Source organism: Exiguobacterium sp. s95 (assembly GCF_018618655.1).
GTDB classification, from domain to species: Bacteria; Bacillota; Bacilli; order Exiguobacteriales; family Exiguobacteriaceae; genus Exiguobacterium_A; species Exiguobacterium_A oxidotolerans.
Genome location: NZ_JACSMM010000004.1, coordinates 74,348 through 101,150 on the forward strand (window position 1 = coordinate 74,348; position 26,803 = coordinate 101,150).

Annotated in this window: 26 protein-coding genes; 13 read left to right on the plus strand and 13 right to left on the minus strand. The window is 47.2% G+C overall.

Annotated elements, in window-relative coordinates; genetic code table 11:
- Positions 1-208: 208 nt before the first annotated feature.
- The 5 genes from KNP99_RS09105 (at position 209) to KNP99_RS09125 (ending at position 5,849) form a co-directional block, all read left to right on the plus strand.
- A complete protein-coding gene (locus KNP99_RS09105) occupies positions 209-2,587 on the plus strand; it encodes an immune inhibitor A domain-containing protein (protein WP_215193186.1) in 2,379 nt (792 codons plus the stop codon).
- Positions 2,588-2,847: 260 nt separating this feature from the next.
- The gene (locus KNP99_RS09110) at positions 2,848-3,048 is read left to right on the plus strand and encodes a cold-shock protein (protein WP_012371797.1); all 201 of its coding nucleotides are present in this window, start codon (positions 2,848-2,850) and stop codon (positions 3,046-3,048) included.
- 121 nt (positions 3,049-3,169) lie between these two features.
- Positions 3,170-4,135: a ring-cleaving dioxygenase gene (locus KNP99_RS09115; RefSeq protein WP_088838202.1), complete on the plus strand. Its 966-nt coding sequence runs from the start codon at positions 3,170-3,172 to the stop codon at positions 4,133-4,135.
- A gap of 76 nt (positions 4,136-4,211) precedes the next feature.
- Positions 4,212-4,511, plus strand: a complete 300-nt coding sequence (locus KNP99_RS09120; RefSeq protein ID WP_088838201.1) for a DUF3817 domain-containing protein — start codon at positions 4,212-4,214, stop codon at positions 4,509-4,511.
- A gap of 102 nt (positions 4,512-4,613) precedes the next feature.
- On the plus strand, positions 4,614-5,849 hold the full coding sequence (locus KNP99_RS09125; RefSeq protein ID WP_088838200.1) for a DEAD/DEAH box helicase: 1,236 nt from the start codon (positions 4,614-4,616) through the stop codon (positions 5,847-5,849).
- A gap of 84 nt (positions 5,850-5,933) precedes the next feature.
- Here the strand turns inward: KNP99_RS09125 and KNP99_RS09130 are convergent, their stop codons facing one another.
- The 3 genes from KNP99_RS09130 to KNP99_RS09140 form a co-directional block, all read right to left on the minus strand.
- Complete coding sequence (locus KNP99_RS09130; RefSeq protein WP_215193187.1) at positions 5,934-6,341, minus strand: DUF2231 domain-containing protein; 408 nt, start codon at positions 6,339-6,341, stop codon at positions 5,934-5,936.
- An 80-nt stretch (positions 6,342-6,421) separates the two neighbouring features.
- Positions 6,422-7,588 (minus strand): sensor histidine kinase, encoded by a 1,167-nt coding sequence (locus KNP99_RS09135; protein WP_215193188.1) that lies wholly within the window; start codon positions 7,586-7,588, stop codon positions 6,422-6,424.
- Entirely contained in the window at positions 7,581-8,258 is a 678-nt protein-coding gene (locus KNP99_RS09140; RefSeq protein WP_088838197.1) for a response regulator transcription factor, read from the minus strand. The genes KNP99_RS09135 and KNP99_RS09140 overlap by 8 nt, the downstream gene beginning before the upstream one ends.
- Positions 8,259-8,370: 112 nt before the next feature.
- On the opposite strand from KNP99_RS09140, the gene KNP99_RS09145 reads away from it, so the two are divergent.
- The 3 genes from KNP99_RS09145 to KNP99_RS09155 are packed head-to-tail and all read left to right on the plus strand — an operon-like array spanning position 8,371 to position 10,138.
- Entirely contained in the window at positions 8,371-8,676 is a 306-nt protein-coding gene (locus KNP99_RS09145; protein ID WP_214770178.1) for a hypothetical protein, read from the plus strand.
- Positions 8,677-8,687: 11 nt separating this feature from the next.
- Positions 8,688-9,578 (plus strand): FAD:protein FMN transferase, encoded by an 891-nt coding sequence (locus tag KNP99_RS09150; protein WP_214770174.1) that lies wholly within the window; start codon positions 8,688-8,690, stop codon positions 9,576-9,578.
- Positions 9,566-10,138, plus strand: coding sequence for a ferric reductase-like transmembrane domain-containing protein (locus KNP99_RS09155; protein WP_214845930.1), 573 nt, complete (start codon positions 9,566-9,568; stop codon positions 10,136-10,138). Before KNP99_RS09150 ends, KNP99_RS09155 begins: the two co-directional genes overlap by 13 nt.
- Before the next feature lie 17 nt (positions 10,139-10,155).
- On the opposite strand, the gene KNP99_RS09160 is transcribed toward KNP99_RS09155, so the two are convergent.
- From KNP99_RS09160 to KNP99_RS09175, 4 genes are all read right to left on the minus strand, one after another.
- The gene (locus KNP99_RS09160) at positions 10,156-10,941 is read right to left on the minus strand and encodes an alpha/beta hydrolase family protein (RefSeq protein WP_214805299.1); all 786 of its coding nucleotides are present in this window, start codon (positions 10,939-10,941) and stop codon (positions 10,156-10,158) included.
- 1,165 nt (positions 10,942-12,106) lie between these two features.
- Entirely contained in the window at positions 12,107-13,663 is a 1,557-nt protein-coding gene (locus KNP99_RS09165) for an ABC-F family ATP-binding cassette domain-containing protein (protein WP_214766358.1), read from the minus strand.
- 35 nt (positions 13,664-13,698) lie between these two features.
- On the minus strand, positions 13,699-13,872 hold the full coding sequence (locus tag KNP99_RS09170) for a hypothetical protein (RefSeq protein ID WP_012371785.1): 174 nt from the start codon (positions 13,870-13,872) through the stop codon (positions 13,699-13,701).
- Between the two features lie 87 nt (positions 13,873-13,959).
- Positions 13,960-14,406: a hypothetical protein gene (locus tag KNP99_RS09175; RefSeq protein WP_214766360.1), complete on the minus strand. Its 447-nt coding sequence runs from the start codon at positions 14,404-14,406 to the stop codon at positions 13,960-13,962.
- A 144-nt stretch (positions 14,407-14,550) separates the two neighbouring features.
- On the opposite strand from KNP99_RS09175, the gene KNP99_RS09180 reads away from it, so the two are divergent.
- The 4 genes from KNP99_RS09180 to KNP99_RS09195 all read left to right on the plus strand — a co-directional run bounded on the left by KNP99_RS09180 (position 14,551) and on the right by KNP99_RS09195 (position 18,461).
- Positions 14,551-14,880 (plus strand): hypothetical protein, encoded by a 330-nt coding sequence (locus KNP99_RS09180; RefSeq protein WP_029332046.1) that lies wholly within the window; start codon positions 14,551-14,553, stop codon positions 14,878-14,880.
- Positions 14,877-16,085: a glutathionylspermidine synthase family protein gene (locus KNP99_RS09185; protein WP_214766362.1), complete on the plus strand. Its 1,209-nt coding sequence runs from the start codon at positions 14,877-14,879 to the stop codon at positions 16,083-16,085. The genes KNP99_RS09180 and KNP99_RS09185 overlap by 4 nt, the downstream gene beginning before the upstream one ends.
- Before the next feature lie 14 nt (positions 16,086-16,099).
- Positions 16,100-16,735, plus strand: a complete 636-nt coding sequence (locus KNP99_RS09190; RefSeq protein WP_214766364.1) for an NAD-dependent epimerase/dehydratase family protein — start codon at positions 16,100-16,102, stop codon at positions 16,733-16,735.
- 232 nt (positions 16,736-16,967) lie between these two features.
- Positions 16,968-18,461 carry a peptide MFS transporter gene (locus tag KNP99_RS09195; RefSeq protein ID WP_088838189.1) on the plus strand — a complete coding sequence of 498 codons (1,494 nt, stop codon included), beginning with the start codon at positions 16,968-16,970 and terminating at the stop codon, positions 18,459-18,461.
- Between the two features lie 61 nt (positions 18,462-18,522).
- Here KNP99_RS09195 and KNP99_RS09200 read toward each other — a convergent pair whose 3' ends face one another.
- Entirely contained in the window at positions 18,523-19,794 is a 1,272-nt protein-coding gene (locus tag KNP99_RS09200) for a purine/pyrimidine permease (protein WP_029332042.1), read from the minus strand.
- Positions 19,795-19,955: 161 nt separating this feature from the next.
- Here KNP99_RS09200 and KNP99_RS09205 point away from each other — a divergent pair, with 161 nt between their 5' ends.
- The gene (locus KNP99_RS09205; RefSeq protein ID WP_214766366.1) at positions 19,956-20,651 is read left to right on the plus strand and encodes an alpha/beta hydrolase; all 696 of its coding nucleotides are present in this window, start codon (positions 19,956-19,958) and stop codon (positions 20,649-20,651) included.
- A gap of 55 nt (positions 20,652-20,706) precedes the next feature.
- Here the strand turns inward: KNP99_RS09205 and KNP99_RS09210 are convergent, their stop codons facing one another.
- From KNP99_RS09210 to KNP99_RS09230, 5 genes are all read right to left on the minus strand, one after another.
- Positions 20,707-21,642 (minus strand): carbohydrate kinase family protein, encoded by a 936-nt coding sequence (locus KNP99_RS09210; RefSeq protein WP_214766368.1) that lies wholly within the window; start codon positions 21,640-21,642, stop codon positions 20,707-20,709.
- Positions 21,642-22,487: a PRD domain-containing protein gene (locus KNP99_RS09215; protein ID WP_214766442.1), complete on the minus strand. Its 846-nt coding sequence runs from the start codon at positions 22,485-22,487 to the stop codon at positions 21,642-21,644. The genes KNP99_RS09210 and KNP99_RS09215 overlap by 1 nt, the downstream gene beginning before the upstream one ends.
- Before the next feature lie 106 nt (positions 22,488-22,593).
- Positions 22,594-24,006 (minus strand): sucrose-specific PTS transporter subunit IIBC, encoded by a 1,413-nt coding sequence (locus KNP99_RS09220; protein ID WP_088838185.1) that lies wholly within the window; start codon positions 24,004-24,006, stop codon positions 22,594-22,596.
- A gap of 175 nt (positions 24,007-24,181) precedes the next feature.
- Positions 24,182-24,985, minus strand: a complete 804-nt coding sequence (locus KNP99_RS09225; RefSeq protein WP_214845933.1) for an endonuclease/exonuclease/phosphatase family protein — start codon at positions 24,983-24,985, stop codon at positions 24,182-24,184.
- A 92-nt stretch (positions 24,986-25,077) separates the two neighbouring features.
- Positions 25,078-26,733 (minus strand): PTS transporter subunit IIBC, encoded by a 1,656-nt coding sequence (locus KNP99_RS09230; RefSeq protein ID WP_214766371.1) that lies wholly within the window; start codon positions 26,731-26,733, stop codon positions 25,078-25,080.
- Positions 26,734-26,803: the final 70 nt, after the last annotated feature.

The window sequence follows — 26,803 nt, forward strand, 5'->3', positions numbered from 1 at the left end:
GAATTTTTCTAGTACTATATAATGGTCTATCTTATTAATATCGGCACGATGTAAGAATATTAAACTAAATTCCAAAAATAGGTATAGTTATAAAGTCCTAATTATACAAAAACTAATTGATTAACGAACTAAAATAACATATGATTTGAATATTCAGAAAAGTATATTAAAAGTGTGCTTTTCACTACTACATAGGGGGTAAGTTCACGTGGGGAAAAAGAAACAGCTTAGCTTAGCCGTTTTATCTGGAATCACGGCAGCTGCATTCGCAGTTAGTCCGGTTTTACCTGGTGGGAAGGTAAAATCTGTTGATGCTGCTGAAAAAGCAGCAGTAGGAGCGCCGATGGACTTGAACACAGTCGATCAGGAACGTCTCTTAAAAGTATTGCAGGATCGTGGGGTCGTCTCAAAAGCATCATCTGCAGCTGAGAAACAAAAGGCTGTCCAAAAGTATTTGGATAAAAAGTCGAACGGTAAACCAGCAGCTGAACATGAGTCAGAAAAAGCGAAAGAATTCGATCAAAAAACAAAAGACTTTTTGACGAAACAAAAAGATCAACTCGCAAAACAGTTGAACAAGAAGCACGATAATTATAAAAAAGGTAAAAAAGATGGGTTTGTCAAAGTCGACAAAGCTAAACAAGCAAAATACAACGGTGATACACGGACAGATAAAGTCCTTGTTCTACTCGTTGAGTACAGTGACTTTAAGCATAACAATGTTGTGCAAGAAGATGGATACATGTATTCGAATGACTTCAACCAAAAGCATTATCAAGATTTAATGTTTGGTAATAAAGAGTTCGAACTCTTTAACGGAGACAAGGTCAAGACATTTAAACAGTATTATGAAGAACAGTCAGGCGGAAGCTACACGGTTGATGGTAAGGTCTCGAACTGGTTAACAGTTCCAGGTACAGCCAAAGACTACGGTTCGGATAATCCAGCGGGCGGAAACGATAACCTTCCAGGCGCTAAGGGTCCACGTGGTCTCGTTAAAGATTCGTTAAATGCTGCAGTAAAATCAGGCATCAACTTAGCAGAGTACGATCAATTCGACCAATACGATATGGATGGAGACGGCGACTTGAACGAGCCGGACGGCCTCGTCGATCACTTGATGATCATCCATGCAGGAACAGGACAAGAAGCTGGGGGCGGAACGCTCGGAGATGACGCAATCTGGTCACACCGTTGGACACTCGGCAACGTATATCCTGTTGCTGACTCGGTAGCGAAAGTAAACTATTGGGGCGGTAAAATGGCTGCCTACGATTACACGGTTCAACCTGAAGACGGCGCGGTCGGTGTTTTCGCACACGAATTCGGTCATGACTTAGGTCTTCCAGATGAGTACGATACACAGTACACAGGTCAAGGCGAGCCGGTCGCATCATGGTCAATCATGAGTGGCGGTAGCTGGAACGGGAAAGTTGCCGGAACAGAACCAACAAGTTTCTCACCACAAAATAAAGAATTCTTCCAAAACGTGATGGGTGGAAACTGGGCGAATATCGAGACAATCGATTTTGATTCGTTATCAAAAGCAGGAACTGCTTCTTATATCGATCAAAGTGTTACAAAATCGAAAAACCCAGGAATCATCAAAGTAGACTTACCGAAAAAACCGGTCAAAGGAATTGCACCGGCGTTCGGTAAAAAATACTATTACAGCACAAAAGGAAACGATCTTCATACGTCAATGACGTCACCAGAATTCGATTTGACAGCTGCTAAAGCTGCTAAATTTGATTACAAAGCGTACTTTGATGTCGAGTTCGATTATGACTTCTTGACAGTTACAGCAACAGCTGGTGGAGTAGAAAAAGTCATCGACGTCATCGGTGACGAAGATACTGATGGTGATCAACGTGCTGAGTCTTCAAAAGGTGCATGGGTCGATAAATCATACGACCTCAGCGAATTTGCAGGCAAAAAAGTAACGCTTAAATTTGATTACACAGGTGATGCTGGTCTTGCACTCGACGGTTTCGCACTTGATAACGCGAAATTGACAGTCGACGGTAAAGTCGTCTTCGAAGATGATGCAGAAGGTACACCGAAGTTTAAACTCGACGGGTTCATCGCGTCTGACGGCTTCAGCTATGCTGACAATGCGTACTACCTCGAATGGCGTAACTACGCAGGCTCAGATAAAGCACTTGAGCATGCGCGTGGCGTGAAATACAACACAGGTCTCGTCGTTTGGTACGCAGATTCTAGCTTCACAGATAACTGGGTCGGTGTTCACCCGGGTGAAGGATTCCTCGGTGTCGTCGATTCACACCCTGAAGCAATCGTCGGTACGCTTAAAGGCAAGCCAGTCGTATCAAGTAGCACACGTTACCAAGTTGCGGATGCTGCATTCAGCTACGATAAAGCACCTTCTTGGTTGATCGATTCACCAACACGTGGTCTTTACGACTACAAAGGTCTCTCAGGTGTAACGAAATTCGATGATTCTAAATCGTATATCAACCAATTGATCCCGGATGCAGGGAAACTTCTTCCGAACAATGGTCTTAAAATTCAAGTCATCGGTGAAGCGAAAGATAACTCTGCTGGAGCTGTCTGGATCCACCGTTAAGAACAAAACAGATCTGGGAAACCAGGTCTGTTTTTCTTTTGAAAAGTGGAATCAATTGGAAAAAATATTGGTCAGACAACTTGACTTTTAAAGCGCATCCATACTATACTGACGTTAGCTTAATATTGTTATTGTCACTACTGATTCACATTGCGTCACGAACAATCTTTTCGTCGCTCCATGTATTTCGGGACAATAATGAATTTCTTTCATATGCATCGTCATATGTATTAAGTAATTTATTTTTGGAGGTTGTTCCCATGAACACAGGTAAAGTAAAATGGTTTAACGCAGAAAAAGGTTTCGGTTTCATCGAAGTTGAAGGCGGAGAAGACGTATTCGTACATTTCTCAGCAATCACTGGTGAAGGTTTCAAATCACTTGACGAAGGTCAAGAAGTTGAATTCGAAATCACTGAAGGCGCACGTGGAGCACAAGCTGCTAACGTCGTAAAACTTTAATTTCAACTATTCAATCGCTCTTCTTCGGAAGAGCGGTTTTTTTATTGTCTTAATATCTTGAATTTAAGATATCTGTGCGCTATGCTTTGCATATAATCAAATTCAAAAGGGAGTGGCAAAGATGGAATTACTCGGTATTCATCATGTTTCAATTTTGACCGGGATGGCGGAACGGAACTATCAATTTTACACGCAAGTCCTTGGAATGCGCTTAATTAAGAAAACAGTGAACCAAGACGACACGACGTCGTATCATTTATTTTATGGGGACGCGGAAGGAAATCCGGGGACTGATCTGACGTTCTTCGACATTCCGCATCTCGGAACAGGTGTACCTGGTGCATCGAGTATTTCTTCAACATCACTTCGCGTTAAGACAACGGCAGCACTCAAGTTTTGGGCACAGCGATTTGAGCAAAAAGAGATTGATCATGATTCAATCATCGAACGGGCAGGGCGACAAACGCTTGCCTTTCGTGACCAAGAAGGGACACGTTTGATTCTCGTCGCAGAAGATGGGGAACAAGGCGTCCCGGGTGGCGTACCTTGGAAACACGACGAGATTCCAGCAGAACATGCAATCGTCGGCTTAGGTGCCGTGACATTGACCGTTAACGACCCGGGACCAACAGCGCTCGTTTTGACGGAAGTCCTCGGTTTTAAAAAAATCGGCAGTTATCCGTCGCTTGCGGGTGAGTTTGCGGATATTGAAGTGTATGCAACGGGTCAAGGAGGAATCGGAGCCGAAGTCCACCTCGAAGCGCGACCGGATCTCGATCGAGAACGTCTTGGTCGCGGCGGTGTCCACCATGTCGCGTTCCGCGTACCGAACAGTGCGGAATATGATCTATGGGTCGAGCGTTTAAACCACTACCGTCTTCCGAACTCCGGAAAAGTTGATCGCCATTACTTTCAAGCCTTGTACTTCCGGGAACCGAATCATATTTTATTCGAGCTTTCGACGGATACACCGGGATTTGCGACAGATGAATCGATTGAGGAGTTAGGCGAGACACTCGCACTACCACCATTTTTAGAACCACAACGTGAGCAGATTGAAGCACGTCTTCGTCCACTCGAAATCTGACAATCCTGTGACACGGGTCACAGAGACGTCGACGTCCCGTATACTAAAAGAAAGAATCACGAAAAGGAGTGACGGGATGTTAAGAACTACGTTAGGTCAATTTCGGTTAATTGCGATTGTAGAGGGAATTTCATTTTTAGTATTGTTGCTGATTGCGATGCCGTTAAAATATATGGCAGGAATTCCTGAGGCGGTCTCGGTCGTTGGAGCCATGCACGGTGTGTTGTTTGTCATGTATGCGTTATGGCTTGTCGTCGTTAAATTTAAATACCGCTGGTCGTTTGTCAAAGCAGGTATCGCCTTTATCGCATCCTTCATTCCGTTTGGTACGTTTGTACTCGATCGAAAGCTAAAACAGGAAGCAACAAACGCGTAAATTGTGTATACTAGTAAAAGCACGGCTGTGGATAACTGTTTTTGTCTATGCGAAGCAGGTTATCCACAGCTTTTTTCTGTGGATAATTTTTAGGAGGATACTATGTCAACATTCGAAACATTAAACATTCAAGAATTGTGGATAAAAAAACTACAAAAGCAAGGCATCAAACAACCGACACCGATTCAAGAACAAGCTATTCCGCATTTGCTTGCGGGACGTGATTTAATAGGAAAAGCACAAACAGGTACAGGGAAGACACTTGCCTTCTTGTTACCGATTCTCGAGCAAATCGATTTAGAGAGTAAAACGGTTCAAGCATTGATCGTCGCACCGACACGTGAACTTGCGCGTCAGATTGCCGACGAAACACATAAGTTGATTCGGAATATGGAAGACATTCGGGCACTTGCTGTATACGGCGGACAAGATGTCTTTAAACAAATCCAACGTCTCGGACGGATGCCGCAAATCATCATCGGGACACCTGGACGAATTTTAGACCATGTCGGACGGGGAACACTCGATTTGAGCGCGCTGAAGACACTCGTCTTAGATGAAGCCGATCAGATGCTTCAAATTGGTTTCTTACCGGAAATCGAAGATATCATCGCAGCAGCACCGGTCGATCGTCAATTCGTCATGTTATCTGCGACGATGCCACCAAAAGTCGAGCAACTCGCGAAAACGTACCTTCGTGACCCGATTGAAATTCAAGTCGAAGCTGAAAAAGTAACGGTCGATGCGATTGAACAATTCGTCGTCGAAACGACGGATCGTCGTAAGCAAGCGACACTTCGGACGATGCTCGACGAAATGCGCCCGTATGCCGCAATCATTTTCTGTCGGACGCAACGTCGCGTAACGAAATTAAACGAAGAATTGCAAATGCAAGGGTATCCGACGGACGAGTTACACGGTGGATTGACGCAAGGAAAACGTGAAAAGGCGATGTCGAAGTTCTATCAAGGGAAAACACCATTCTTGATTGCGACCGATGTTGCGTCACGCGGACTGGATGTCACAGGTGTCACACACGTCTTCAACTATGACTTGCCGGACGATGCAGAAAGCTATGTCCACCGGATTGGGCGGACGGGACGTGCCGGGAACGACGGCGTCGCGATTTCGATCGTCACACCGAAAGACGGTCGGAGTTTCCGTGACATGGAACGCGAACTTGGGGTCGAAGTTACACCAATCGTCGTCGAATTGTCAGATGAAATGATTCGGGCACAGCATGACCAAAGTAAAGGCACGAAAAAGCCGACAACGGAAGGCCGTGGCAATACACGCCGGTCGAATAATCGTCGCCCAGGACGGACACACCGGAAGTAAACAAATCAATCTACAGAAAAATCCCGTTTCCATTCATCGGAAACGGGATTTTTTATCGTTGAAGAGACGCTTTACTGGTCTGTGTTATTTATAGACCATCTGTCCGCCGAGATGACCGGCATAAGCAAGTAATCCACTACCAATCACAGCGACGATTAGACTGAAGATAAGAAGCATTTTTTTATTTAATCGATAATTGAAAATCAACAATACAAAGGAAATACCGAAAGCAATCAGACTGTAAAGCGCAAAGTGTTCATGATCTTCAATCGCAGCCCGTGTCGCATTGAACGTCGAACGGGCATAGTCTTTTGTCTCATCTCCGGATAGATACGCAGCGACCCCTGCGAGGAGACCGGTGAATAGGGTAATCAGAGCAAACAATTTCAATTGAACCCATTTTAAACTAAAGAATAATAGTAGTGTAGCGAACAGTAACAGACCGATTGGAGCATGGACGAGTAAGGGGTGGAGCGGAACACCGAATAGCATGATAAATCCTCCTTAAGTAATGAGTGTATGACTATTCATTACTTTACCCCTGCTACCTGATAGTTAGCTGACGGCTTTATTTAATGAGGGAAATGAATCGTAAACCGTGTTCCTTCGTTTGGACTGGAGTCGACCTCGATGCTCGCGTTATGGGCATCAGCAATCGAGCTAGCGATTGCGAGGCCGAGACCGGTCCCTGTTCCGTGGCGAGCGTGGTCCCCGCGATAGAAGCGTTCGAAGATTTTTGCCTGATCACTTTTCGCGATACCGATCCCCTCATCAGCGATTGTCAGCTGAACTTCGCCAGGGGCTTTTGACAAGCGGACCTTGATTGGTCCGTCACTGTAGACGGAAGCATTTTCTAGAAAGACCATTAATAAGCGCGTCAATTGGTTAGCGTCCCCTTTAATTAAGAGGTTCGGTTCAATCTCGATTCGCAGTGTCCGGTTGGATAATGTATGGGCGAACCGTTCAGCGGTCTTTGAGACGAGCGTACTGAAATCAACGGATTGCAGGGTCATGGATTGACCCCCGCGGGCAAGCAACAGCAAGTCCGCGACGAGTAATTGCATCGAAGTCGTCTCGGCTTTCAAATCGTCGAGAATCGTCTGTCCCTCACGACTGAGCGGTTCAGCTTCAAGCAATTCGATTCCGCTATATAAAATCGTCAGCGGTGTGCGCAGTTCATGGGAGGCGTCCGACGTGAAGCGACGTTGCCGGTCGAAAGCTTGTTGGACGGGCTGGACGGCTCGACCGGCGAGAACATAACTGAGTCCCATCAAAATCAACGTCGATAAGACGGCGATTCCAGATAAGACAGCGATTAAACGTTGGAGTGTATCGCGTGTAGCGGACGTTTCTTTTAAAAGAACGATGGAGCCTTCGTTCGTGTCGCGTTTGTACAATAAAAAATGGTAATCCTCGACAGTCACTTTTTCAGTTTCTTGAGCAGAGGATACGAAACGCTGAACGGTCTCTTCCGTTAAATCATCCGGAAGACTCGAATACTGTTCTTCACCCGTTTCGTCCAGCACTTGAAAATAAATCGGATTAGGTGTCAAGCGATCTTCACCATGTTCGATTCGTTCGAAGACGTCACGGTTCGAGATGTTTTTTAATTGATTGAGCTCTGTCTGGTCGAGTAACCGTGCCGTCGTAAAATAGACGCCAACGAGTATGAGGATTAATAACAGTAAGAAGGTCCCACTGAATAAAAGGGTCAGCCGTTTTCGGATCACTTCAAGCATGGTGGTCACCAAGACGATACCCGAAACCGCGGACGGTCTTGATGAGTGGTGGAGCGCCAACCGCCTCTAATTTTTTGCGGACGAGACGGACCAAGGCATCGAGAGCGTTGTCCGTAACGTCGGCACCAATTCCCCAGACGACTTCGATGATCAGTTCGCGACCCATCACTTGTTCCGGTCGACGTAATAAGAGTGATAGAAATTCAAATTCACGACGTGTCAATTCAAGTGGATGATGATTATAGGAAATCATTTGCGATGAAACATCGAGTTCAAGTCCTTGAAAAGATACCGTATCGACGAAGGCCTTTTTTTGTCGACGACTTAATGCGCGGAGACGGGCAAGCAATTCATTCGATTGAAACGGTTTGACGAGATAGTCGTCGGCACCACTATCGAGACCATGGACGAGGTCGATTTCTGTATCACGTGCCGTCAACATTAAAATACCACCTTCAAAACGATTTTTTCTAAGTTCAGCTGCGACCTCAACCCCACTTTTATGAGGCATCATCCAATCGAGAACAAGCAAATCGTAACGAAATGTCTGGCATTGATTGAGTGCATCGACACCATCGTGTGCGACATCGACTTGGTAGCCGGCACGTTCGAGATGGAGTCGAAGCATTTTTGCGAGCCGCTGATCGTCTTCTGCAATCAATACACGCATGAATTTTCCCCCCGCGTTCATTTTTTCTTATTATCCCATAGTTGCCGTCAGCTAGTTATCAGTTTTTAGCGCTACAGTAAAGATAACAACAAACGAGAGAGGATGAAGGAAGATGAAACCAAAGCCGTTTGCAAAATGGATGGTCGGTTTAAGTAGTACGGTGTTTATCGGTCTAGCGATTGGTCAATTAAGTGTCAGCTCAGATGGACAATCGACGACACCGGTCAGTACAGGGGATACGTATTCGAATGAAACGAATTTCCCGAGTCAACCGACGCAAGGGGATTCTTATGGTGACGAGGAGTCAGACGATGATGGCGGATATTATGATGATGATGAGGGATGGTCAGGAGAGGATTCTTCCGGATTCAGCCAGCCGAGCGGAAATAGCGACGGACGCTCGAGTCACTCGAAATAGGAGGTCAAGTGATGGAACGACAACTCTATTCGATGCATAATACGATTCGATTCGTGACGGAAAATCAGATTCCTGAAGAAGAATGGCAGGAGATTGAACGATTTTTCAGCTACGTTGATCGAGAGTGGTCACGGTTTGCTGAAGCGAGTGAAGTGAATCGGTTGAATCGCCTTCGAATCGGTGAAACCTTATCGATTTCGTTACCACTCGCTCGGTTACTAAAGCGTTCGATTCGTTATTTTGAACAGACGGATCACTATTTTTCTCCGTTTCTTCTTGAACAACAACAGGCAAACGGATACCGGGATTCCTTTCCGTTTCACTATGCGACTGAGTCGGAACGGGTTGGTCCCCCAGAGATTACACCCTTTATTCTCGAAGGGCTTGAAGTGACACGTGTCGGTGGAGGGGCAATTGACTTAGGTGGAATCGGGAAAGGCGCAGCCGCAATGATGGTGGCGCAACGGCTTCGGAAAGAACGACGACGCGGATTGATTGAAGCTGGCGGTGATGTCGTCGTCTGGTCGGACGAAACACCATGGAAGATTGGCATTACACATCCGCATACAGACGAAGAAATCGCGGAAATCAGCCTTCGACAAGGGGCAATCGCAACCTCGAATCGAATTTATCGCTCCTGGCATGTCGGCGAACGGATGAATCATCACTTACTTGACGGTAAAACGGGGCGACCGATTGAGACACCGCTCATTCAAGTGACGGCTTCTGCTCCACAGCTGTATGAAGCAGAAGTAATGACGAAACTTGCTTTTCAGATGACAGAACAGGAACGGCAAGAGAAGTTATTCAGATGGTTTCCGAATGGACGATTATTGTTACTCGACGCGTCAGGTGAAATCATATCTGAGAAGAAAGGAGGATGTGCACTATGGACTGGTTGAAATGGATGTTTTCGACCTGGACGATGATTCGTCTCAGTGGGCTAGCGGGTCACTTTTTGATGACATTATCCGTATTAGCTGGATTACTAGGCTCGTTTCCGAATCTCCGAAAACAAAAAGCACGACTTCATAACGTCCACCTCTATGGCGGATGGGCCGGACTGCTCGCGATTGTCCTCCACGCGACGTTGATTGTCGTGGATACGTATGCACCGCTATCCATCCTCGAGATTTTGATACCGGGCAACGCTTCTTACGAACCACTGTGGAATGCCTTTGGGACAATCAGTCTTTATCTCTTCGGTTTTGTCCTGATCACGTCGGACTTCCTAAAAGAGACGCTCGGAAAAATCTTATGGAAATTAACGCACTGGCTTGTCTTACCGGCTTGGGGGTTGATGACGCTCCATGGTCTCTTCATCGGGACAGATACGGGAACGTTGTTTACGACAATCTGGTACGCGGCTTCGACACTGACATTTATCACATTGATTCTTTACCGGATGCGCCTACGTCCTAAAACAAAAGTACAAATAAAACCGGAATCCTCGACGTCTTAAGAGGATTCCGGTTTTATTCATTGTTGCTCGAGCCACTTCGTCCACGCGACAAAAGCGTCTTCCCGATTTTCGATGTAGTTGTGATCACTGTCGACGACCAGTTCTTCGAAATAACCGGCGTTTTGAAGGAGGTCGTGGTGGAGCGCTTTGACGGATGTTTCATCCCGTTCAGATGTGACGAGCAATGCCGAGCGGTTCTTTAGTTCTTCCTTGAGCGCAAGAAGGTTCCAACTCGCATGGTTAGCTTTTAACTCCTCGAGTAACGTGTCACCGTCAGTCGCTGTAAGGAAAGACGCACCGCGGCTGAGAACACCGCGTAAGGCGTCCTCGTGTTCCGGGTAGTCGAGGATCAGTTGACCGATTAGACCGAAGTTGAACGGAGAAATTCCGATGTAGTGTTTGATGTGCGGAACAGCAGCAAACGCGTGTAGACCAGCAAATCCACCCATGCTGTGACCGACAATCGTAATTTGGTCGCCGAGCACATCATGCTGTTCTATAAAGGTCGGAGAAGCGACGTGCTCCATGATCGCTGTCGCATCTTCCAGGACATGACGAAAACGGAACGCACCCGGGCTGCCGATGCTGCCGCGGTAAGAGGTCACGAGGACATGGTAGCCGATTTCTTGGAGACGGACCGCCCAGTCCATGTTCAATTGTTTCCCGGGAAACCCGTGGAAGAGGACGATTAACGGAGCGGGACCTGTACTTGCCGGAGAATATAGACGACAAAATAGCGCTTCGTTCCCTCCGCTCGGTATGGCAATTAAAGAAAGACTAGCTTTGTTCGTGATTGTTTCCATCTCATTCGCTCCTTTAAAAAGTTTCGTATGTTTCATAGTGTGATACAAGTTAGGAAGCAAAGCAATCGTTAAGTCTATGAACAAAAAATAAAGTAAGAAAAGAACGTTTTGCGCCCCGCCGTTTGAGAGCCGGGATAGGGGTGTGCTTGAAATCGACTAGCTTGTAGTCTGCCGCGCGTCTCCGCCTTGTCTCGTCTCCGAGCGGCGAGCGTCCACGTCGCTTTTCGCTACGGAAGCGATTCAAGCCGGCATGCGCTTCAAAATATTCGCGTTACATGTCGCCCTTCTTAGGGGGAGCTTAAAAAAGCTTTCTTTTTCGTTGACTCCAAGTCAGAGATGTTCCGTTTCGAATTGCAGCATACTGATATAAAGAGGTGCGTAGTGTGACGCGCGTTTCCGCCTTGTCTCGTCTCCGAGCGGCGGGCGTTCACGCCGCTTCACTGCGTTGCAGGGTCGCGGACGCCCGCTTTTCGCTACGGAAGCGATCCAAGCCGGAATGCGCTTCAAGATATTCGCGTTACATGTCGTCCTTCTTAGGGAAATCTTAAAAAAGCTTTCTTTTTTTGTTGACTCCAGGTCAGAGATGCCCCGTTTCGAATTGCAGCATACTGAGATAAAGAGGTGCGTAGTGTGCCGCGCGTCTCCACCTTGTCTCGTCTCCGAGCGGCGAGCGTCCACGCCGCTTCACTGCGTTGCAGGGTCGCGGACGCCCGCTTTTCGCTACGGAAGCGATCCAAGCCGGAATGCGCTTCAAGATATTCGCGTTACATGTCGTCCTTCTTAGGGAAATCTTAAAAAAGCTTCGCTTTTCCGTTGACTCCTACGGGATAAGGCGCGTTTTAACGCGCTGTCAGAGGCAGGCGAGACCCTGCTTCTTGTCCTTACGGGACAAGAAGCAACGGCTTGCGCCTCGCCCGAGGAAAGCAACGGAAAGGAAGAAGCTTTGAATCACGTACCACTGTGCCGTTCATCCAAGGGAGCTGACAAGTCATGCGCTTGAGAAAAGCAACGGAAAGGAAGAAGCTTTGAATCACTACCGTTCACCCAAAGGAGCTGACAAAATCCGCATTACTGCCATTCTCTTTTTCGATAAAAAACAAAAAGAGCTGCCCCAATCAACAGGGCGGCTCAAATCATCGTTCTTAAAAAAGTAAGAGTCAATCAATCAAAAGACTTTTGTCGTCCACGATTCACAATTCCATAAGTCAGTTGCGACTGCTTCATAAAATTCAGGTTCGTGTGAAATCAAGAGGACCGTTCCTTTATATTCTTGCAAGGCCCGTTTCAATTCCTCTTTCGCTTCGACGTCCAAGTGGTTCGTCGGCTCATCGAGAACCAGAATGTTTGATTCCGTGTTCATCAGCTTACAAAGACGGACTTTCGCCTTCTCTCCACCGCTGAGTACTTCGATTTTAGATTCGATGTGTTTTGTCATCAAACCACATTTCGCGAGCATCGCCCGGACTTGTTGTTGCGTCAAGGATGGGAACGTCCCCCAAATTTCTTCGATACACGTGTTCGAATTCTTCTCTTTGATTTCTTGTTCGAAATAGCCGATGTGCAAGTTTTCACCGCGATCGACCATCCCTGAAACAGCGGGGATTTCACCGAGTAAACTTTTCAGTAACGTCGACTTCCCGATTCCGTTCGCACCATGCAATGCGATTTTCTGCCCCCGTTCGATCGTTAAATCGAGCGGACGCGAGAGGGGTTCGTCGTAGCCGATGACAAGACCTTTTGCTTCGAACATCAGCTTGCTTGGTGTCCGAGCCGTCTGGAAATGGAATTCCGGTTGCGGACGTTCTTGTGCAAGCTCGATGACATCCATCTTGTCGAGTTTTTTCTGACGGGACATCGCCATGTTTCGTGTCGAGACACGCGCCTTGTTACGGGCGACGAAATCTTTAAGTTCAGAAATTTCTTGCTGTTGGCGCTTAAAGGCAGACTCCAGCTGTTTCTTTTTCGCTTCATGGACCGTCAAGAAATTATCATAGTCACCAACATAACGGCTCAAGCCTTGATTTTCCATATGGTAAATCAAGTTGATGACGCTGTTTAAGAATGGAATATCATGCGAAATCAAAATGAATGCATTCTCGTAATCGTTGAGATACCGTTTCAGCCATTCGATGTGTTGCACATCAAGATAGTTGGTCGGCTCATCCAGTAACAAGATATCTGGTTTTTCAAGTAAGAGCTTCGCAAGTAAGATTTTTGTACGCTGACCGCCACTTAATTCATGGACATCACGGTCTAAGCCGATTTCATCGAGACCAAGTCCGCGGGCGATTTCTTCGACTTTTGCGTCGATCGTATAAAAATCATTATTCGTTAAAATGTCTTGTAAGACACCGACTTCCTCAAGCATCTTTTCGAGTTCTTCGGGCTCGACTTCACCCATCTTCGCATACAGGTCATTGATTTCTTGTTCGATATCGAACAAGTATTGGAATGCCCCTTTTAGCGCATCACGAATCGATAAACCTTTCGCAAGGATGGCGTGCTGATCGAGATAACCGACACGAACGTGTTTCGCCCATTCGACTTTCCCTTCATCCGGTTCGAGCTGAGAAGTGATGATGTTCATGAAGGTTGATTTCCCTTCACCGTTTGCTCCGACGAGGCCGATGTGTTCACCCTTTAACAGGCGGAACGAGACATCTTCGAAAATCGCACGATCACCAAAGCCATGGCTTAAGTTTGATACCGTTAAAATACTCATAACTACTCCCTTATTTCATGAATTCAACGCTGTGATTAGACACCTGTACGTTTTTTCTGGTTGTTCGTCTTTTTCGTCTTCTGGCTCGTCATTTGTTTCGTTTCCGTTCCACGAAGACCAGTCGGACGTTTTGTTTGTGATTGTTTTTTTGCTTTCAATTGTTCAATCATCGCTTCTTGAAGTGATAATTTTTTTGGTTGTTCGCTCATGTGTGTTCACCTCGATTAATTCGTTCTTATCTTATAGTATGCCAAAAAAAACGCTTTTTGAAAACGAACTCTACTTAATTCATCCTTTTAACGGACAACCTGACCGAGATAAATGACATAACAATTCCGGTCGATGTCGATTTCGCAGCTGTCACGTTCAAAGGTTCCATGCTCTGGCACAGTCACCTTATCCTTAATTAAATAGCGCATCGCTTGGACGTGGTTCGGGACGGTCATCGTTTTGATAAGTGGTGATGTACTGCTTGGCATGTACCGGCGAAACTCGATGTGAATTTGATGAGGCGGATAAATCCGGTCCTCTGCATCGAGCGGAGAGGCTTCGACGTGATCGACGATCAGCTGATCGTACTCGCCCTCCATTTCGTTGGAGCGTAATTCATACAGTTGGCCTTCGATGATATGAAATTCACATAATTGATGAGCGATGATTTCATCCGGTTCGATTGCGAAACGACTGTATTGATAAATCGACTTATATTCATCTTGATCTTCGACATAATAAGCAAGTGACATCGTGATTCCTCCTTGTAACGGCATGATATGTTCTACTCGGACGATCAGAAAAAAGTTCTGGTACGACAAGGAAACTTTTTTAAGAGAAAAAGCGTATACTTAGAATAACAAATTGTTAAGAAAGGGGTATGAATCGTGAGATGGATGAAACAAGCATCACTTGCGGCGACGCTTTTGATTGGAACGACACTCAGTGGTTGCGGTGCAGACGATGCGCAAGCCGAACGTCCGGATGATCCGGATTGTGACGATTATGAATATGATAATGAAGAAGGCGTCTGGTATTGTGATGATGCAACATCGACCCATTCTGGTTTTTATTACTGGGGAGGCAGTTATTTTGCATCCCGTGCCCTGATGCATAGTGCGATGCGAACGAAAGGCTATACGCCGAAGTCGAACGCAGTCAAAAGTTATAATGCGAAGACAAAAGGATTCGGGACGGGATCGTCGTCTGGTTTCTTTGGCGGATGAGTGAACGAGAGGATTTATATGGTGACATTGAGTCGTTTTGGGATGAGTTGGATGGTGAAATCTATGCGTTGACTGATGTTTTAACGGTTTCGTCGCGGACGCTGGAGCGCTTGCGGGTAGCTGCCCGAGACGTGTATCTGATTTTTGAGAAAGTCGCACCGATTCTACGAACGATGGAAGACGATGCGTTACTCGAGCTCGGGTATCCAAAACAAGCACTTCCCTTTCTCCGTCTAGAGACGATGCGCCCCTTATCAATCATCAGTCGGCTCGACTTCATCGTGACGGACGATCGGATTTCCGTCATGGAGTGGAATGCCGATACGCCGACGTTCATTAAAGAATCGTTTGACGTCAATGACCGGATTGCGCAAAAACGCCACATGATGGCAGTGAACCCGGATGAAGCGGCGAAATTAGCGACAAGCGTCCGTCGCGCCGTCGCAGCAGCGACACATCGAACGAAGCAACGCCCGCATGTCGTCTTTACGTCACATGGGGACAATATCGAGGATCGTCTGACGACAGAATACTTGCAAGGGTTCGTGGACGGGGCAGCGTATTGCCCGCTTAACGCCCTTGAAATTCGACCGGAAGATGGATTGTACGACCAGGACGGACGACGGATTGATATTTTATACCGTCAGACCTTTCCGATTGAAATGGCGCTTCTCGATCGCGATGACACGGGACGTGAACTCGGTGTCTTATTGTTACAACTCGTCGAACAAGGATTGCTCGAGATCATCAATCCACCATCGGCGTTTCTGATGCAGGCAAAGTCCGTTCTTGCAGTGATTTGGGCACTGCATGAAGCAGACCACGCTTATTTAACAGGACGTGATCGTCAAATCATAGACCGTTATTTTTTACCAACGTATCTTGAACCAGATGTATTTCTTGAACAGCGACACGCCTTTGTCGAGAAACCGGTTTTTGGCAGAGAAGGTGATACGGTAACAATCTATCAAGCAGATGGTCGTATCCTGTTATCGAATGAACAGCGTTCCTTTAGTGACCAAGCATCGGTTTATCAGCAGTATCAAGAATTGCCGACACATGTACTTAGTAATGGAGTGGAAGTGGCCTATATGTTTGGCGTGTTCGTTCTCGGTGGTCGGGCAAGTGCGATTGCTGTCCGAGCAGGCGAACGAATCACCGGAAATCGTTCTTACTTTTTACCGATTGGGCGATTGCAAGATTGAGAGGAGGAGACAAGATGAAAGCAGCCATTTTAGGAGCAAGCGGTTTAGTTGGACAAGAGTTAGTCGATCAATTATTAGCGAATGATGCGTATGAGGAAGTTCATGTGCTCGTTCGTCGACCCATGAACCGGTTTCATCAAAAGCTGGAAGAATGGGTGATTGACTTTGATCGCGTGACGGAAATCGAATTGCCGACGGTGGATCACGTCTACTGCGCGCTCGGAACGACGATTAAACAAGCGGGGTCACAAGCAGCATTTCGTCAGGTCGACTACACGTATCCGATTGAAGTCGGACGTGAATTGCTCGATTTAGGGGCGACACGCTTCGCGCTCATTTCAGCGCTCGGCGCACATCCGAATGCAAAAACGTTCTACAATCGTGTCAAAGGAGACACAGAGAACGGACTACGGGTTCTTGGCTACGAAGCTTTATTGATTTTCCGTCCATCGCTCTTGTTAGGGGAGCGAGAAGAGTTTCGGTTTGGCGAACAGGCGGCGGCTCGTGTCTCGACGGTTCTTCGCCCGTTATTAAAACGGAGTCCTTATGCCCCGATTGAAGCGAGTAAAGTAGCGAAAGCGATGATAGAGCAAACACTCCATGCGCCCCCGGGTATTACCATCGTTGAATCAAAAGACATGCAAAAATGAGCGAACGGATTCCGTTACGCTCTTTTTTTTGCTTAAAATTAATATTTGACTAGTCAAATGATTTACGGTTGAATGATAAGGTGCTGTCTCCTATATAAAAAGAAGTGAGGCAATTCAGTTAAAAACGTGTAAATCTTTTAATCGTTTACGAGACGCTTATCATTTGGGGAAAGCGGGAAAAAAGGTTTTAGATTATGCACGAATACAATGGTAGACGAAAGGAGCCTTCATTATGGCAGATTTTGATCGCGATCAGGTCTACAAGACTGTTCCGCAAAAAGGGTTCTTCGGAAACCCGAAAGGATTGTTCACACTCTTCTTCACAGAGTTCTGGGAACGATTCTCCTACTACGGGATGCGCGCCATCCTTATATTCTACATGTACGACTCTGTTGCGAACGGTGGACTCGGAATTGATAAAACGACTGCCGCTTCCATCATGGCCGTATATGGTTCACTTGTCTATATGTCGGGAATCATCGGAGGATGGGTCTCCGACCGTCTGTTAGGGACATCACGGACCGTCTTTTATGGTGGTATTCTCATCATGCTTGGACATATCGTGTTAGCTCTACCAGCCGGAATCACGGCATTATTCATCTCGATGGGCTTAATCGTCATCGGGACGGGATTCTTAAAACCGAACGTATCGAACATCGTCGGAGATTTGTACAGCAAAACGGATAACCGCCGTGATGCTGGATTCAGTATCTTCTATATGGGAATCAATGCCGGTGCATTTTTAGCACCACTCGTCGTCGGTAAAGTTTCAGATACGGCAGGATACCATGCTGGTTTCGCACTCGCTGCGGTCGGGATGTTCGCCGGTCTTGTTGTGTTCATATTGACGAAGAAAAAGAATTTAGGTCAAGCCGGAACATACGTCTTGAATCCGCTAGAAGGCGAGGAACGGAAACGTTTCTTTAAAATTGCGACAGTTGTCGTCATTGCGCTAGCAGTTCTCGGAACGATTGCCGCATTGACAGGTTTACTAACGATCGACCGCTTTACGTTGATGGTGACGTTCCTCGGAATCTTGATTCCGATTGCGTATTTCACATTCATGTTACGCAGTCCGAAAATTACAGATGATGAGCGTTCGCGTTTATTCGCCTACATCCCACTCTTTATCGCAGCAGCTGTTTTCTGGGCGATTCAAGAGCAAGGGTCATATGTCTTATCAATCTTTGCAGATGAACGGACAGACTTATCTTTCTTAGGCTTTGAGATTCAGCCTGCGTTCTTCCAGTCATTGAATCCATTGTTCATCATCGTGCTTGCACCAGTCTTTGCAAGCTTTTGGGTCCGACTCGGTGATCGTCAGCCGACGACGATGCAAAAATTCTCGTTCGGTCTGATTTTCGCAGGACTTTCGTTCATCGTCATGATGTTGCCTGGACTATTGTTTGGTACAGACACAATCGTTAGTCCGCTCTGGCTCGCACTCAGTTTCTTCCTCGTCGTGATTGGTGAGTTGTTACTATCACCAGTCGGTTTATCGGCAACGACGAAACTGGCACCAGCGGCTTTCTCGGCACAGACAATGAGTCTTTGGTTCTTAACGAATGCAACGGGACAAGCCGTCAATGCACAGATCGTTAAATATTACGGGAAAGAAACAGAAGTCGCGTACTTCGGAATTACAGGTGTCGTCGCGATTGCACTCGGACTTCTCTTGTTTGCTTTTGCACCAAGGCTCCAAAAATATATGCGTGGTATTCGCTAAGCTCGAATCCACAAAAAAAGGCAGGAACTCGGATTCTTTTTCCGAGTTACCTGTCTTTTTGTTAGTCATTTGTCCGAATATGGCGTAATGATTCTGCGAACAGGGCAACAAGCGTCCCGAGCACCAGTCCGTTCGACATCAGTGTCGTGACGAGTGGAGGGAGATCGGCTGTCGCACCTTTTGGTAAGAGTAAGGCACCGATTCCGACGAGGACCGGTAACCCGACCGTAATCATTGCCGTTTGCCGATTTAAGTCGCGTGCTGCTTCCGTGACGCCGATGATAGCCATCCCGGCAACAATCGGGGCAACCATCGCATAACCGACGGCAACAGGAATTTTTGCAATCAAACCGACGAATGGCGTGACGATACTTAAAAATAAGCAAATGACGTTCGCAATCGCAAACGATTTACGATCCGTGTTATCCGTCGAAGCGATGAATCCGGCTGTTCCGGAAATCGCGACGGGACCGACCGTACCGAACATCCCGGCAAAAATCTGTCCGACACCGGCCGTGACACCGGCTGTTCCGACTTGTCCTTTGACGTGTTCGCCACGTTTCGCACTGATGATGCGCTCGATGACTTTGATGTTCGCGAGCACGTTCGTCATCAACAGTAAAGAGATGATTAAGGCTGTCGGGAGAAGGGTCCAGTCCAGATGAATTCCGCCGAACGGGAATAAATCAGGAAGAGTAAAGAATGGACCATCGAAGCTCGGCATCTCGGCGCGTCCGATCAAGGCAAACATGCTCCAACCGACGAGTAGCGTGATGAGTAAGGCATACTGACGCAAACGATCGCTACGTTCGAGATAAAGTGAGATGATGACGGTCAATACGGAAATGACGGCAGGTAACACTTGAATCTTGCCGTTTTCCAGGTTGAGTAGCCCTTTCATGACGGAGCCCGACAGTTGGGCAGACAACAGGAGCATATAAACGCCGATGACTTGTGGCGTGAACAAGGGAACGAGTCGTCGTAAAATACCCGTTACTGTCAAAATGATACAGATGATGCCACTTAAGATGAGGAGAAAACCAAGTGATTGGAGTGTGTTCGAGTAACTCCCGTACAATGTAATGCCGATTGAGGAGTAGAGGGCGAAGACACCCCACCAAATCCCGGCCGGTCCTTCCATGATCGGTAGACGGTGACCGAGGAACACTTGGAATAAGCTTAAAATCGCAAAAACGAACAGACAACGAGATAGGAAAGCCAATGTGTCCGCGCTCGATAGTTCAAACGATGCGGCAATGGCGAGTGGCGGGGCGATGTTAGTACAGATAATAAACAAAAACCACTGAATCGTGGAGACTACGGTACGTGGCAAAACAAATGATTCCCCTTTCAAAAGAAACGATACTTTTTTCATCTTAAACCAATTATTGAAAAAGCGATAGATACGCTTACATTGACTGAAAATTTAGAAAATAATTTTCATATGTGATTTTTCACATTAGATGGGGTAGGAGTTAAGAGGGAGGAATGAATATGAAAAAGTGGCTCAAGCGAATCAGCATCGGTTTCATCATACTCATCGGGCTTGTCATCGGAGCCTTCATGGTCTGGGCGCAATTTGATTATGATCCGTCAAAAGAAGCAAACACATATGTTGAACAACAGATCGGACAGGATTATCAGTTTGGTGATCCGGAGAGTGAAGTCGGATTTGTGTTTTATCAAGGGGCGAAGGTCGATCCGGGTGCCTACAGTTATATCGGGAGTCAGTTAGCGAAGAACGGACATTTCGTCGTCATCCCGAAATTACCATTTAATATCGCATTACTCGACGCAAACGCGGCCTTACCGATTATCGATGCACATCCGAAAATCAAACGATGGTATGTGATGGGACATTCGTTAGGTGGAAGTGCCGCTTCGACGGTACTTGAGGATAATTCGAAGATTAAAGGAATCATATTTCTCGCGTCCTATCCGATTGATGCCATCGATACACCGTCCTTGACGGTCTATGGCGGACGGGATGGCGTCTTACCTGTAGCGGACATCGAAGCAAGTAAAAAAAATCTTCAATCGGACGCGACATTCCATTTCATCGAAGAGGGCAATCACGCGAATTTCGGGATGTACGGCGCACAAAAGGGCGACAACACGAGTCCATTAATACCAAAAGTACAACAGGATGAGGCGATTGAAGCAATTGAGTCATTCCTTTCATCGAATTAAAAAAGCCTTTCCGTCTAGCCATTTTACGAAGCTAGACGGAAAGGTTTTTTACGTTTTAGTCGAGACGACGTGATACCTCGTCGAGTGTCGGTAAAGCAGCCATCGCCCCTTTGACGGACGCGGCAAGCCCGCCGGAAATCGCGGCAAACCGCCCGATGTCCTGCAGTTCATCTTCATCCCAATCGAATGCAAAGGACCGCGTCGCACACTGGTGTAGCAAACCAGACATAAAAGCGTCACCTGCTCCGGTCGTATCGACGGCATCCACCGAAATCGCATTGATCTCTGCCATCGCACGATTCGTATAGAGTAAGGACCCCTCGCTACCCCGTGTGACGGCGAGCAACTGGATCGGGTATTCAGCGAGCAGTTCGGCTGCCCCTTCATCCAGGTTCGTTTGGCCGGTCAAGAAGGTCAATTCCTCTTCTGCTAACTTAACGATTTGCGCGTCAGGCAGGACGGACTGAATCGTCGTCCGGGCGACATCGAGATTCGACCATAACGATTCGCGGAGGTTCGGGTCGTAAGAAATCGGGACCCGATGCTCTTTTGCGAGCGCGATGGCACGACGTGTTGCTGCGACGGCATCACCGGAGATTAAGGAAATCGAACCGATGTGAAGTAAATCGGCTTCCGCCAGTGCGTCCGGAACATCTTGTTCATGAAAGCTCATATCGGCACGATACGTGTTGATGAATTCAAAGGACCGTTCGCCGTTTTTAGCATTTGTGACGAGGACAAGCCCCGTTTTATTCGTTGCGTCAAGAACGATGTGATCCGTCTTGACCCCATAGTGGTGGAGTGTATCTTTCAAGAAATGCCCCATCGAGTCATCCCCGACAGCACCGAGAAAATAACTGTCGGCGCCAAGGCGGGCAAGTCCGACGGCGACATTGGCGGGAGCACCGCCGGGATTTTTTTGGAACGTCGTATTGCTGTCATCGAGTGGAATCAAATCGATTAATGCTTCTCCAAGACTAAAAATTTTCATCATAGTTCGCTCCTTTCTGAATCCGGTCGAATCCGTTCGACATGAAGTGCCATATAGCCAACTTCAGAGTCGGGGACGGTCGTTTTTAATTCCTGTTCGAGCCAAGCGGCCATACTTTCTGCACAACGAAACGCATCCGCGTAACGTGTTTTGACAGCAGATAAAATGACATCATCCATATCGTGGAGTGTCTGTCCCTGCTCAATCCGGGCGAGGACAAGTTTCATATGTGTGAAGAATCGGTAATACGTCATGGAAGTCGTTTCGATCGTTTGACCAAAGAAACTCTCGATTTGTTCACGTAATTCGTTCAACAGAGTAGCAGTTTGTAGTGCCGTCGCCATATTCGGATGCTGTTGGCGGGCGTTAAAGAGGTGAAGTGCGATGTTCGCGGCTTCCTCCTTTGGTAATACAACAGCAAGTGTCTGTTCGATTTGCGCAACCGCCCATGCTCCGATTTTGTACTCGGCTGTATATAACAAGCGAATTTCTTCCGCGAGCCGATTGTGGACGACAAGATTTTCACGTGCTAAGCGAACGGCATGGGCGAGGTGATCCGTCAGACTGACATGGATATAATCATGAAAAGGTGTCTGAAGTTCGCCTTCCGCATAAGAAATGATTTGTTCGGACAAATCAATGATTTCTAATGGGGTCGTCGTTAAGATTTCTTTAAACAGTTCAGCATTTTCGAACGAGGGAATGAACATCTTTTCGATTTTCGAGGGATCGACGGGATCTTTTTTCTTTTTACCGAAAGCGATCCCCGGTCCCATGATGATGCGTTCTTGTCCTTGTTCTTTTGTGACGATGGCATTGTTGTTGAGTACTTTATGAATAATCAGCCTGACTCCTCCCTTCTCCCTTTATTATACGGGTAACGGTGCTCAGAACAAAACCGACAAATGCGACCCGACGAGTATACTCGTGAGGGTCGCATGTCTTTTTTACTTAAGCGGCTAAATCGGTTTGTTTTTGTTTTCGTGCATCAAGACGCATGAGGATGACAGTCGCGATGAACGCTGTCGCGACAGCAATCGCAAAACCGACAAGGTAGTTGATTAAGTTCGAAGCACCAAGTGGAGCGACGATTGCAATCATCGGTATGCCCGTCAAACCATAAGCGTTTGCAGCGACTTGCGTCAAGACGACGTAGCCACCGCCGATTGCGCCACCGATCGCACCACCGATGAACGGTTTACCGAGTCGAAGATTCACCCCGTAGATAATCGGTTCCGTAATACCAAGAAATGCTGAGAAGGCAGAGGGTAAAGCGAGCGTTTTTAATTTAACGTTTTTCGTCATGAAGTAGACAGCAAGACCGGCTCCGCCTTGCGCGACGTTCGCCATCGACCAGATAGGTAACAGGAAGTTTTTCCCGATGCTCTTATCAGCAAGCAGTCCCGCTTCAATCGCATGGAAACTATGGTGCATTCCTGTGATGACAATCGTTGAGTAGAGACCACCGAACAAGAGACCGGCGACGACCGAGAATTGTTCATAGAAGAAGACGAGTACGAATGAAATCCCTTTACCGAGCAATGTACCAAGTGGTCCGATGACGATGAGGGCAAGGAATCCTGTGACGAGAATCGTCACGAACGGTGTGACTAACAAATCAAGTGTTTCCGGTGTCCGTTTACGGACTTGCTGCTCAATTTTCGCCATGACCCAAACCGTTAAGAGGACAGGGAAGACCGTCCCCTGATAACCAATCAGTTCGATGTTCATCCCAAGGAAGTGCATCACTTCCGGTTCACTGTTTCCGAGTGTCCAAGGGTTGAGCAGAGAAGGGTGCGTCATGATTCCACCAATGACCGCACCGAGATATGGATTGGCACCGAACTCACGCGCGGCAGAGAAACCGATCAAAATCGGTAAGATGATGAAAGCGGAAGACGAGAACATGTCAAGCAGTTGGACGATCGGTGAAGCCCCGTCGACCCAACCGAAGGCTTTAATCATTCCGAGTAAGCCCATCAACAGACCGGCGGCGACGATTGCCGGAATCAATGGTACGAAGACATTTGAAAGCGACCGGGCAAGGCGCGCGAACGGATTTAATTTTTGGGAAGCTGCTTTCTTCACGTCGACTGATTCTTCACCATTGACGTTGACACCAGCGAGGGGAGCGAACTCCGCGAATACTTTGTTGACGGTCCCGGTCCCAAAAATGATTTGATATTGACCTGAACTCGAGAAAGCACCACTGACGCCGTCAAGATCTTCGAGTGCCGCTTGATCGACCTTCGATTCGTCATGAAGGACGAGACGGAGACGTGTCGCACAATGCGCTGCTGTGATGATATTTTCACGACCACCGACAAGGGTAAGGACCTGCGCAGCTGTTTTTTTGTAATCCATTTGAATTCCTCCTTTTAGGAAAGGTGTGCGACTGGTCAGCCCACAAAAAAAGGCAAGACCGAACAACACCTAAACGTTCTAGGTGTTGCATCGGTCTTGCCAGCCGTACTGTCACAATCCGCACTATTTGCTTGTTGGCTTTATCATAAAGCAAAAAAGAAAGCGTTGTCAACAGTCAAATTGGATCTTTTTGAATCGTGATATCGACTTCGACACCAAAGTGATCGGAAACGATTGGCGCCAGTACTCCGTCAAACGTCACACCGACACGCGCGACATCAATTTTGCGATTCGAGAGCACTAAATCAATCCGTAAGCCATGCTGGTTCTCTTCCCAACCGTCAATCTTACCTTCGACGGTTTCGACACCAACCGTCTCTTCCGCTAGAAGGAACAGGTCATGGAGACCCCGTTCAACCATATAATCGTAACCGGTCTCCCGTTCGAAGGCATCATTGTTGAAGTCACCTAAGAAGAGGGTCCATTCGAGTGGATCCATCCGAGCAATCAAATGATTGAACTGCTCGCTGAACGGTTCGTCGGCATCTTCCCACCAACCGAGATGACAAGAGTTGAACGTAATTTGTGTTCCATCGACATCAATCGTCGCGCGGACGATTTTGCGTGACTTCCAGTCCATCGTATCTTGGCTTCGGCTGACATAGTACGAATCGGATTTCAAAATCGGATATTTCGTCAAGAGGGCGAGTCCCTCTTCGTACGCATCGTATCCGATGTGCGAGAAGTCCCAAACGAATTCATAGTCATGCCCACGTTCTTTAAGTGCTTGTTGAATCATGTAGACGAAATTATCTTCACGGATTGCACCATAAACGATTGGTGTATCCATTAATTGGCTTACTTCTTGTAAGGCGACGACATCATAATCCTGTTGGATGATTTGAGCGACGATTTGATTGATTTTTTCAAGCTGGTGTTCTTCTTGCCAGGAATGGCAATTGAGTGTGAGTAGGCGCATCTGTCGTTCCTCCTGAGTGTTGATTCTGAATAAAGAAAGGTGAAACTCACGGATGAGCTCCACCTTTTTTTATTTACCCTAATTCGTCTGGTTTATGCGCCGATACGGTCTTGGATATCAGACTTCAAGACATCCGCTTTCGGACCATAGATGGCTTGCACGCCGTTATTTTTTAGGATAAGACCAAGTGCGCCATTCGCTTTCCAGTCTTGTTCTTTTGCGACGAGGCTTGGATCTTTGACCGTGACGCGTAAACGTGTCATGCAGGCATCGACGTCTTCGATGTTTTGCTGACCACCGAGCAGTTCGATGATGCGTGCTGCTTGCGAACCGTCAGCGGCGACAGTTGCAGCGACTTCACTTGTCCCGTCCTCTTTGACGACGATGTCATCGAGGTAGTTTCCGTTACGACCTGGTGTCGCGTAGTTAAACTTCTTGATGACAAAGCGGAACGTAAAGAAGTTGAGGAAGAAGAAGAACACGCAGACTCCGATGAAACGTAACAAATCACCGATCAGACCAGCTTTCGCGATCAATGGAATCCGGGTCAAGAGTTCAATTGCCCCGAATGCATGGATCCGAAGGTGCATGACGTCAGCAAGTGCGAACGCGACACCCGTCAAGACAGCGTAGACGACGTACAGGACAGGTGCGATGAACATGAACATGAATTCGATTGGCTCCGTGACACCTGTCAAGAACACAGCGAGACCGGCAGACAGGAAGACGGGTTTGTATGCTTTCTTTTTATCTTCGTCGACCGACATATACATCGCGACTGCGACACCAATCAAAGAAGCAAGTGACGTGACGACCTGTCCTTCTTTGAAGCGGGCAGGAACGACGCTGTTGAGTAAGTCGTTATAGCCTTGTGTGTTACCGGCTTGCTTTAAGTTGACGAGATCGGTCACCCAGGCGAGCCAAAGTGGATCTTGCCCTGCTACTGTCGAGCCTTGTGCAGCACCCGTCAGAATTTTATACGTTCCGCCGAGTTCCGTATAGTTCATCGGCACAGTCAACATATGGTGAAGACCGAATGGCAGTAGGAGACGTTCGAGCGTTCCGTAAACGAATGGGGCGATGATTGGGGCTGTATCACGTGACGTCGCAATCCAACGACCGAAATCGTTTAGGAGGCCTTGGACGAACGGCCAGACGAGCGATAAAACAAATGCTGCGACGACGGAACCACCGATGACGACGAATGGGACGAACCGTTTGCCGTTGAAAAAGGCCAGTGCATCTGGTAATTTGCTGAAGTTATAGAATTTATTAAAGAGAACGGCACCGAGGAAACCAGAAATGATTCCGACGAAAACGCCCATATTAAGAGCGGGTGCACCGAGTACAGAAGTGAAATAATCTTTTACGATCAAGTCAGATCCGAGTAACGAACTAACCGTTGCTTTCGGATCAGCGAGCATCGTTGAATTGACACCGAAGATTGCACCCGTTACGCGGTTGACTAAAATGAACGCGAGTAATGCGGCAAAGGCACCACCGGCACGTTCTTTAGCCCATGAACCACCGATCGCGACGGCGAAGAGGACGTGGAGATTCGTAATGATGGCCCAACCGAGATCTTCAACAATTCTTGCAATCGTTTGCACAATGGTGATATCGCCACCGTACATCCCGATTAATTTTCCGATTGAAATCATGATTCCGGCAGCTGGCATAACTGCAATGACAACCATTAAAGCTTTTCCGAGCTTTTGCCAAAAGTCGAATGAAATTGTTTTACGCATGTTTTCTCACTCCTCAGACAGACTATTTTCTCTTTATTGTGCAAATATGTAAGCGATTAATGCAACCGTT

Bases quoted from the DNA above. Each gene is read 5' to 3' on its own strand.
- KNP99_RS09115 (WP_088838202.1), top strand. From the start codon at position 3,170: ATGGAATTACTCGGTATTCATCATGTTTCAATTTTGACCGGGATGGCG.
- KNP99_RS09205 (WP_214766366.1), top strand. From the start codon at position 19,956: ATGAAAAAGTGGCTCAAGCGAATCAGCATCGGTTTCATCATACTCATC.
- KNP99_RS09135 (WP_215193188.1), bottom strand. From the start codon at position 7,588: ATGCTTGAAGTGATCCGAAAACGGCTGACCCTTTTATTCAGTGGGACC.
- KNP99_RS09155 (WP_214845930.1), top strand. From the start codon at position 9,566: ATGGACTGGTTGAAATGGATGTTTTCGACCTGGACGATGATTCGTCTC.
- KNP99_RS09170 (WP_012371785.1), bottom strand. From the start codon at position 13,872: ATGAGCGAACAACCAAAAAAATTATCACTTCAAGAAGCGATGATTGAA.
- KNP99_RS09220 (WP_088838185.1), bottom strand. From the start codon at position 24,006: ATGGATTACAAAAAAACAGCTGCGCAGGTCCTTACCCTTGTCGGTGGT.
- KNP99_RS09150 (WP_214770174.1), top strand. From the start codon at position 8,688: ATGGAACGACAACTCTATTCGATGCATAATACGATTCGATTCGTGACG.
- KNP99_RS09180 (WP_029332046.1), top strand. From the start codon at position 14,551: ATGAAACAAGCATCACTTGCGGCGACGCTTTTGATTGGAACGACACTC.
- KNP99_RS09110 (WP_012371797.1), top strand. From the start codon at position 2,848: ATGAACACAGGTAAAGTAAAATGGTTTAACGCAGAAAAAGGTTTCGGT.
- KNP99_RS09195 (WP_088838189.1), top strand. From the start codon at position 16,968: ATGGCAGATTTTGATCGCGATCAGGTCTACAAGACTGTTCCGCAAAAA.
- KNP99_RS09185 (WP_214766362.1), top strand. From the start codon at position 14,877: ATGAGTGAACGAGAGGATTTATATGGTGACATTGAGTCGTTTTGGGAT.
- KNP99_RS09175 (WP_214766360.1), bottom strand. From the start codon at position 14,406: ATGTCACTTGCTTATTATGTCGAAGATCAAGATGAATATAAGTCGATT.
- KNP99_RS09120 (WP_088838201.1), top strand. From the start codon at position 4,212: ATGTTAAGAACTACGTTAGGTCAATTTCGGTTAATTGCGATTGTAGAG.
- KNP99_RS09230 (WP_214766371.1), bottom strand. From the start codon at position 26,733: ATGCGTAAAACAATTTCATTCGACTTTTGGCAAAAGCTCGGAAAAGCT.
- KNP99_RS09125 (WP_088838200.1), top strand. From the start codon at position 4,614: ATGTCAACATTCGAAACATTAAACATTCAAGAATTGTGGATAAAAAAA.
- KNP99_RS09145 (WP_214770178.1), top strand. From the start codon at position 8,371: ATGAAACCAAAGCCGTTTGCAAAATGGATGGTCGGTTTAAGTAGTACG.
- KNP99_RS09190 (WP_214766364.1), top strand. From the start codon at position 16,100: ATGAAAGCAGCCATTTTAGGAGCAAGCGGTTTAGTTGGACAAGAGTTA.
- KNP99_RS09225 (WP_214845933.1), bottom strand. From the start codon at position 24,985: ATGCGCCTACTCACACTCAATTGCCATTCCTGGCAAGAAGAACACCAG.
- KNP99_RS09130 (WP_215193187.1), bottom strand. From the start codon at position 6,341: ATGCTATTCGGTGTTCCGCTCCACCCCTTACTCGTCCATGCTCCAATC.
- KNP99_RS09210 (WP_214766368.1), bottom strand. From the start codon at position 21,642: ATGAAAATTTTTAGTCTTGGAGAAGCATTAATCGATTTGATTCCACTC.
- KNP99_RS09140 (WP_088838197.1), bottom strand. From the start codon at position 8,258: ATGCGTGTATTGATTGCAGAAGACGATCAGCGGCTCGCAAAAATGCTT.
- KNP99_RS09160 (WP_214805299.1), bottom strand. From the start codon at position 10,941: ATGGAAACAATCACGAACAAAGCTAGTCTTTCTTTAATTGCCATACCG.
- KNP99_RS09165 (WP_214766358.1), bottom strand. From the start codon at position 13,663: ATGAGTATTTTAACGGTATCAAACTTAAGCCATGGCTTTGGTGATCGT.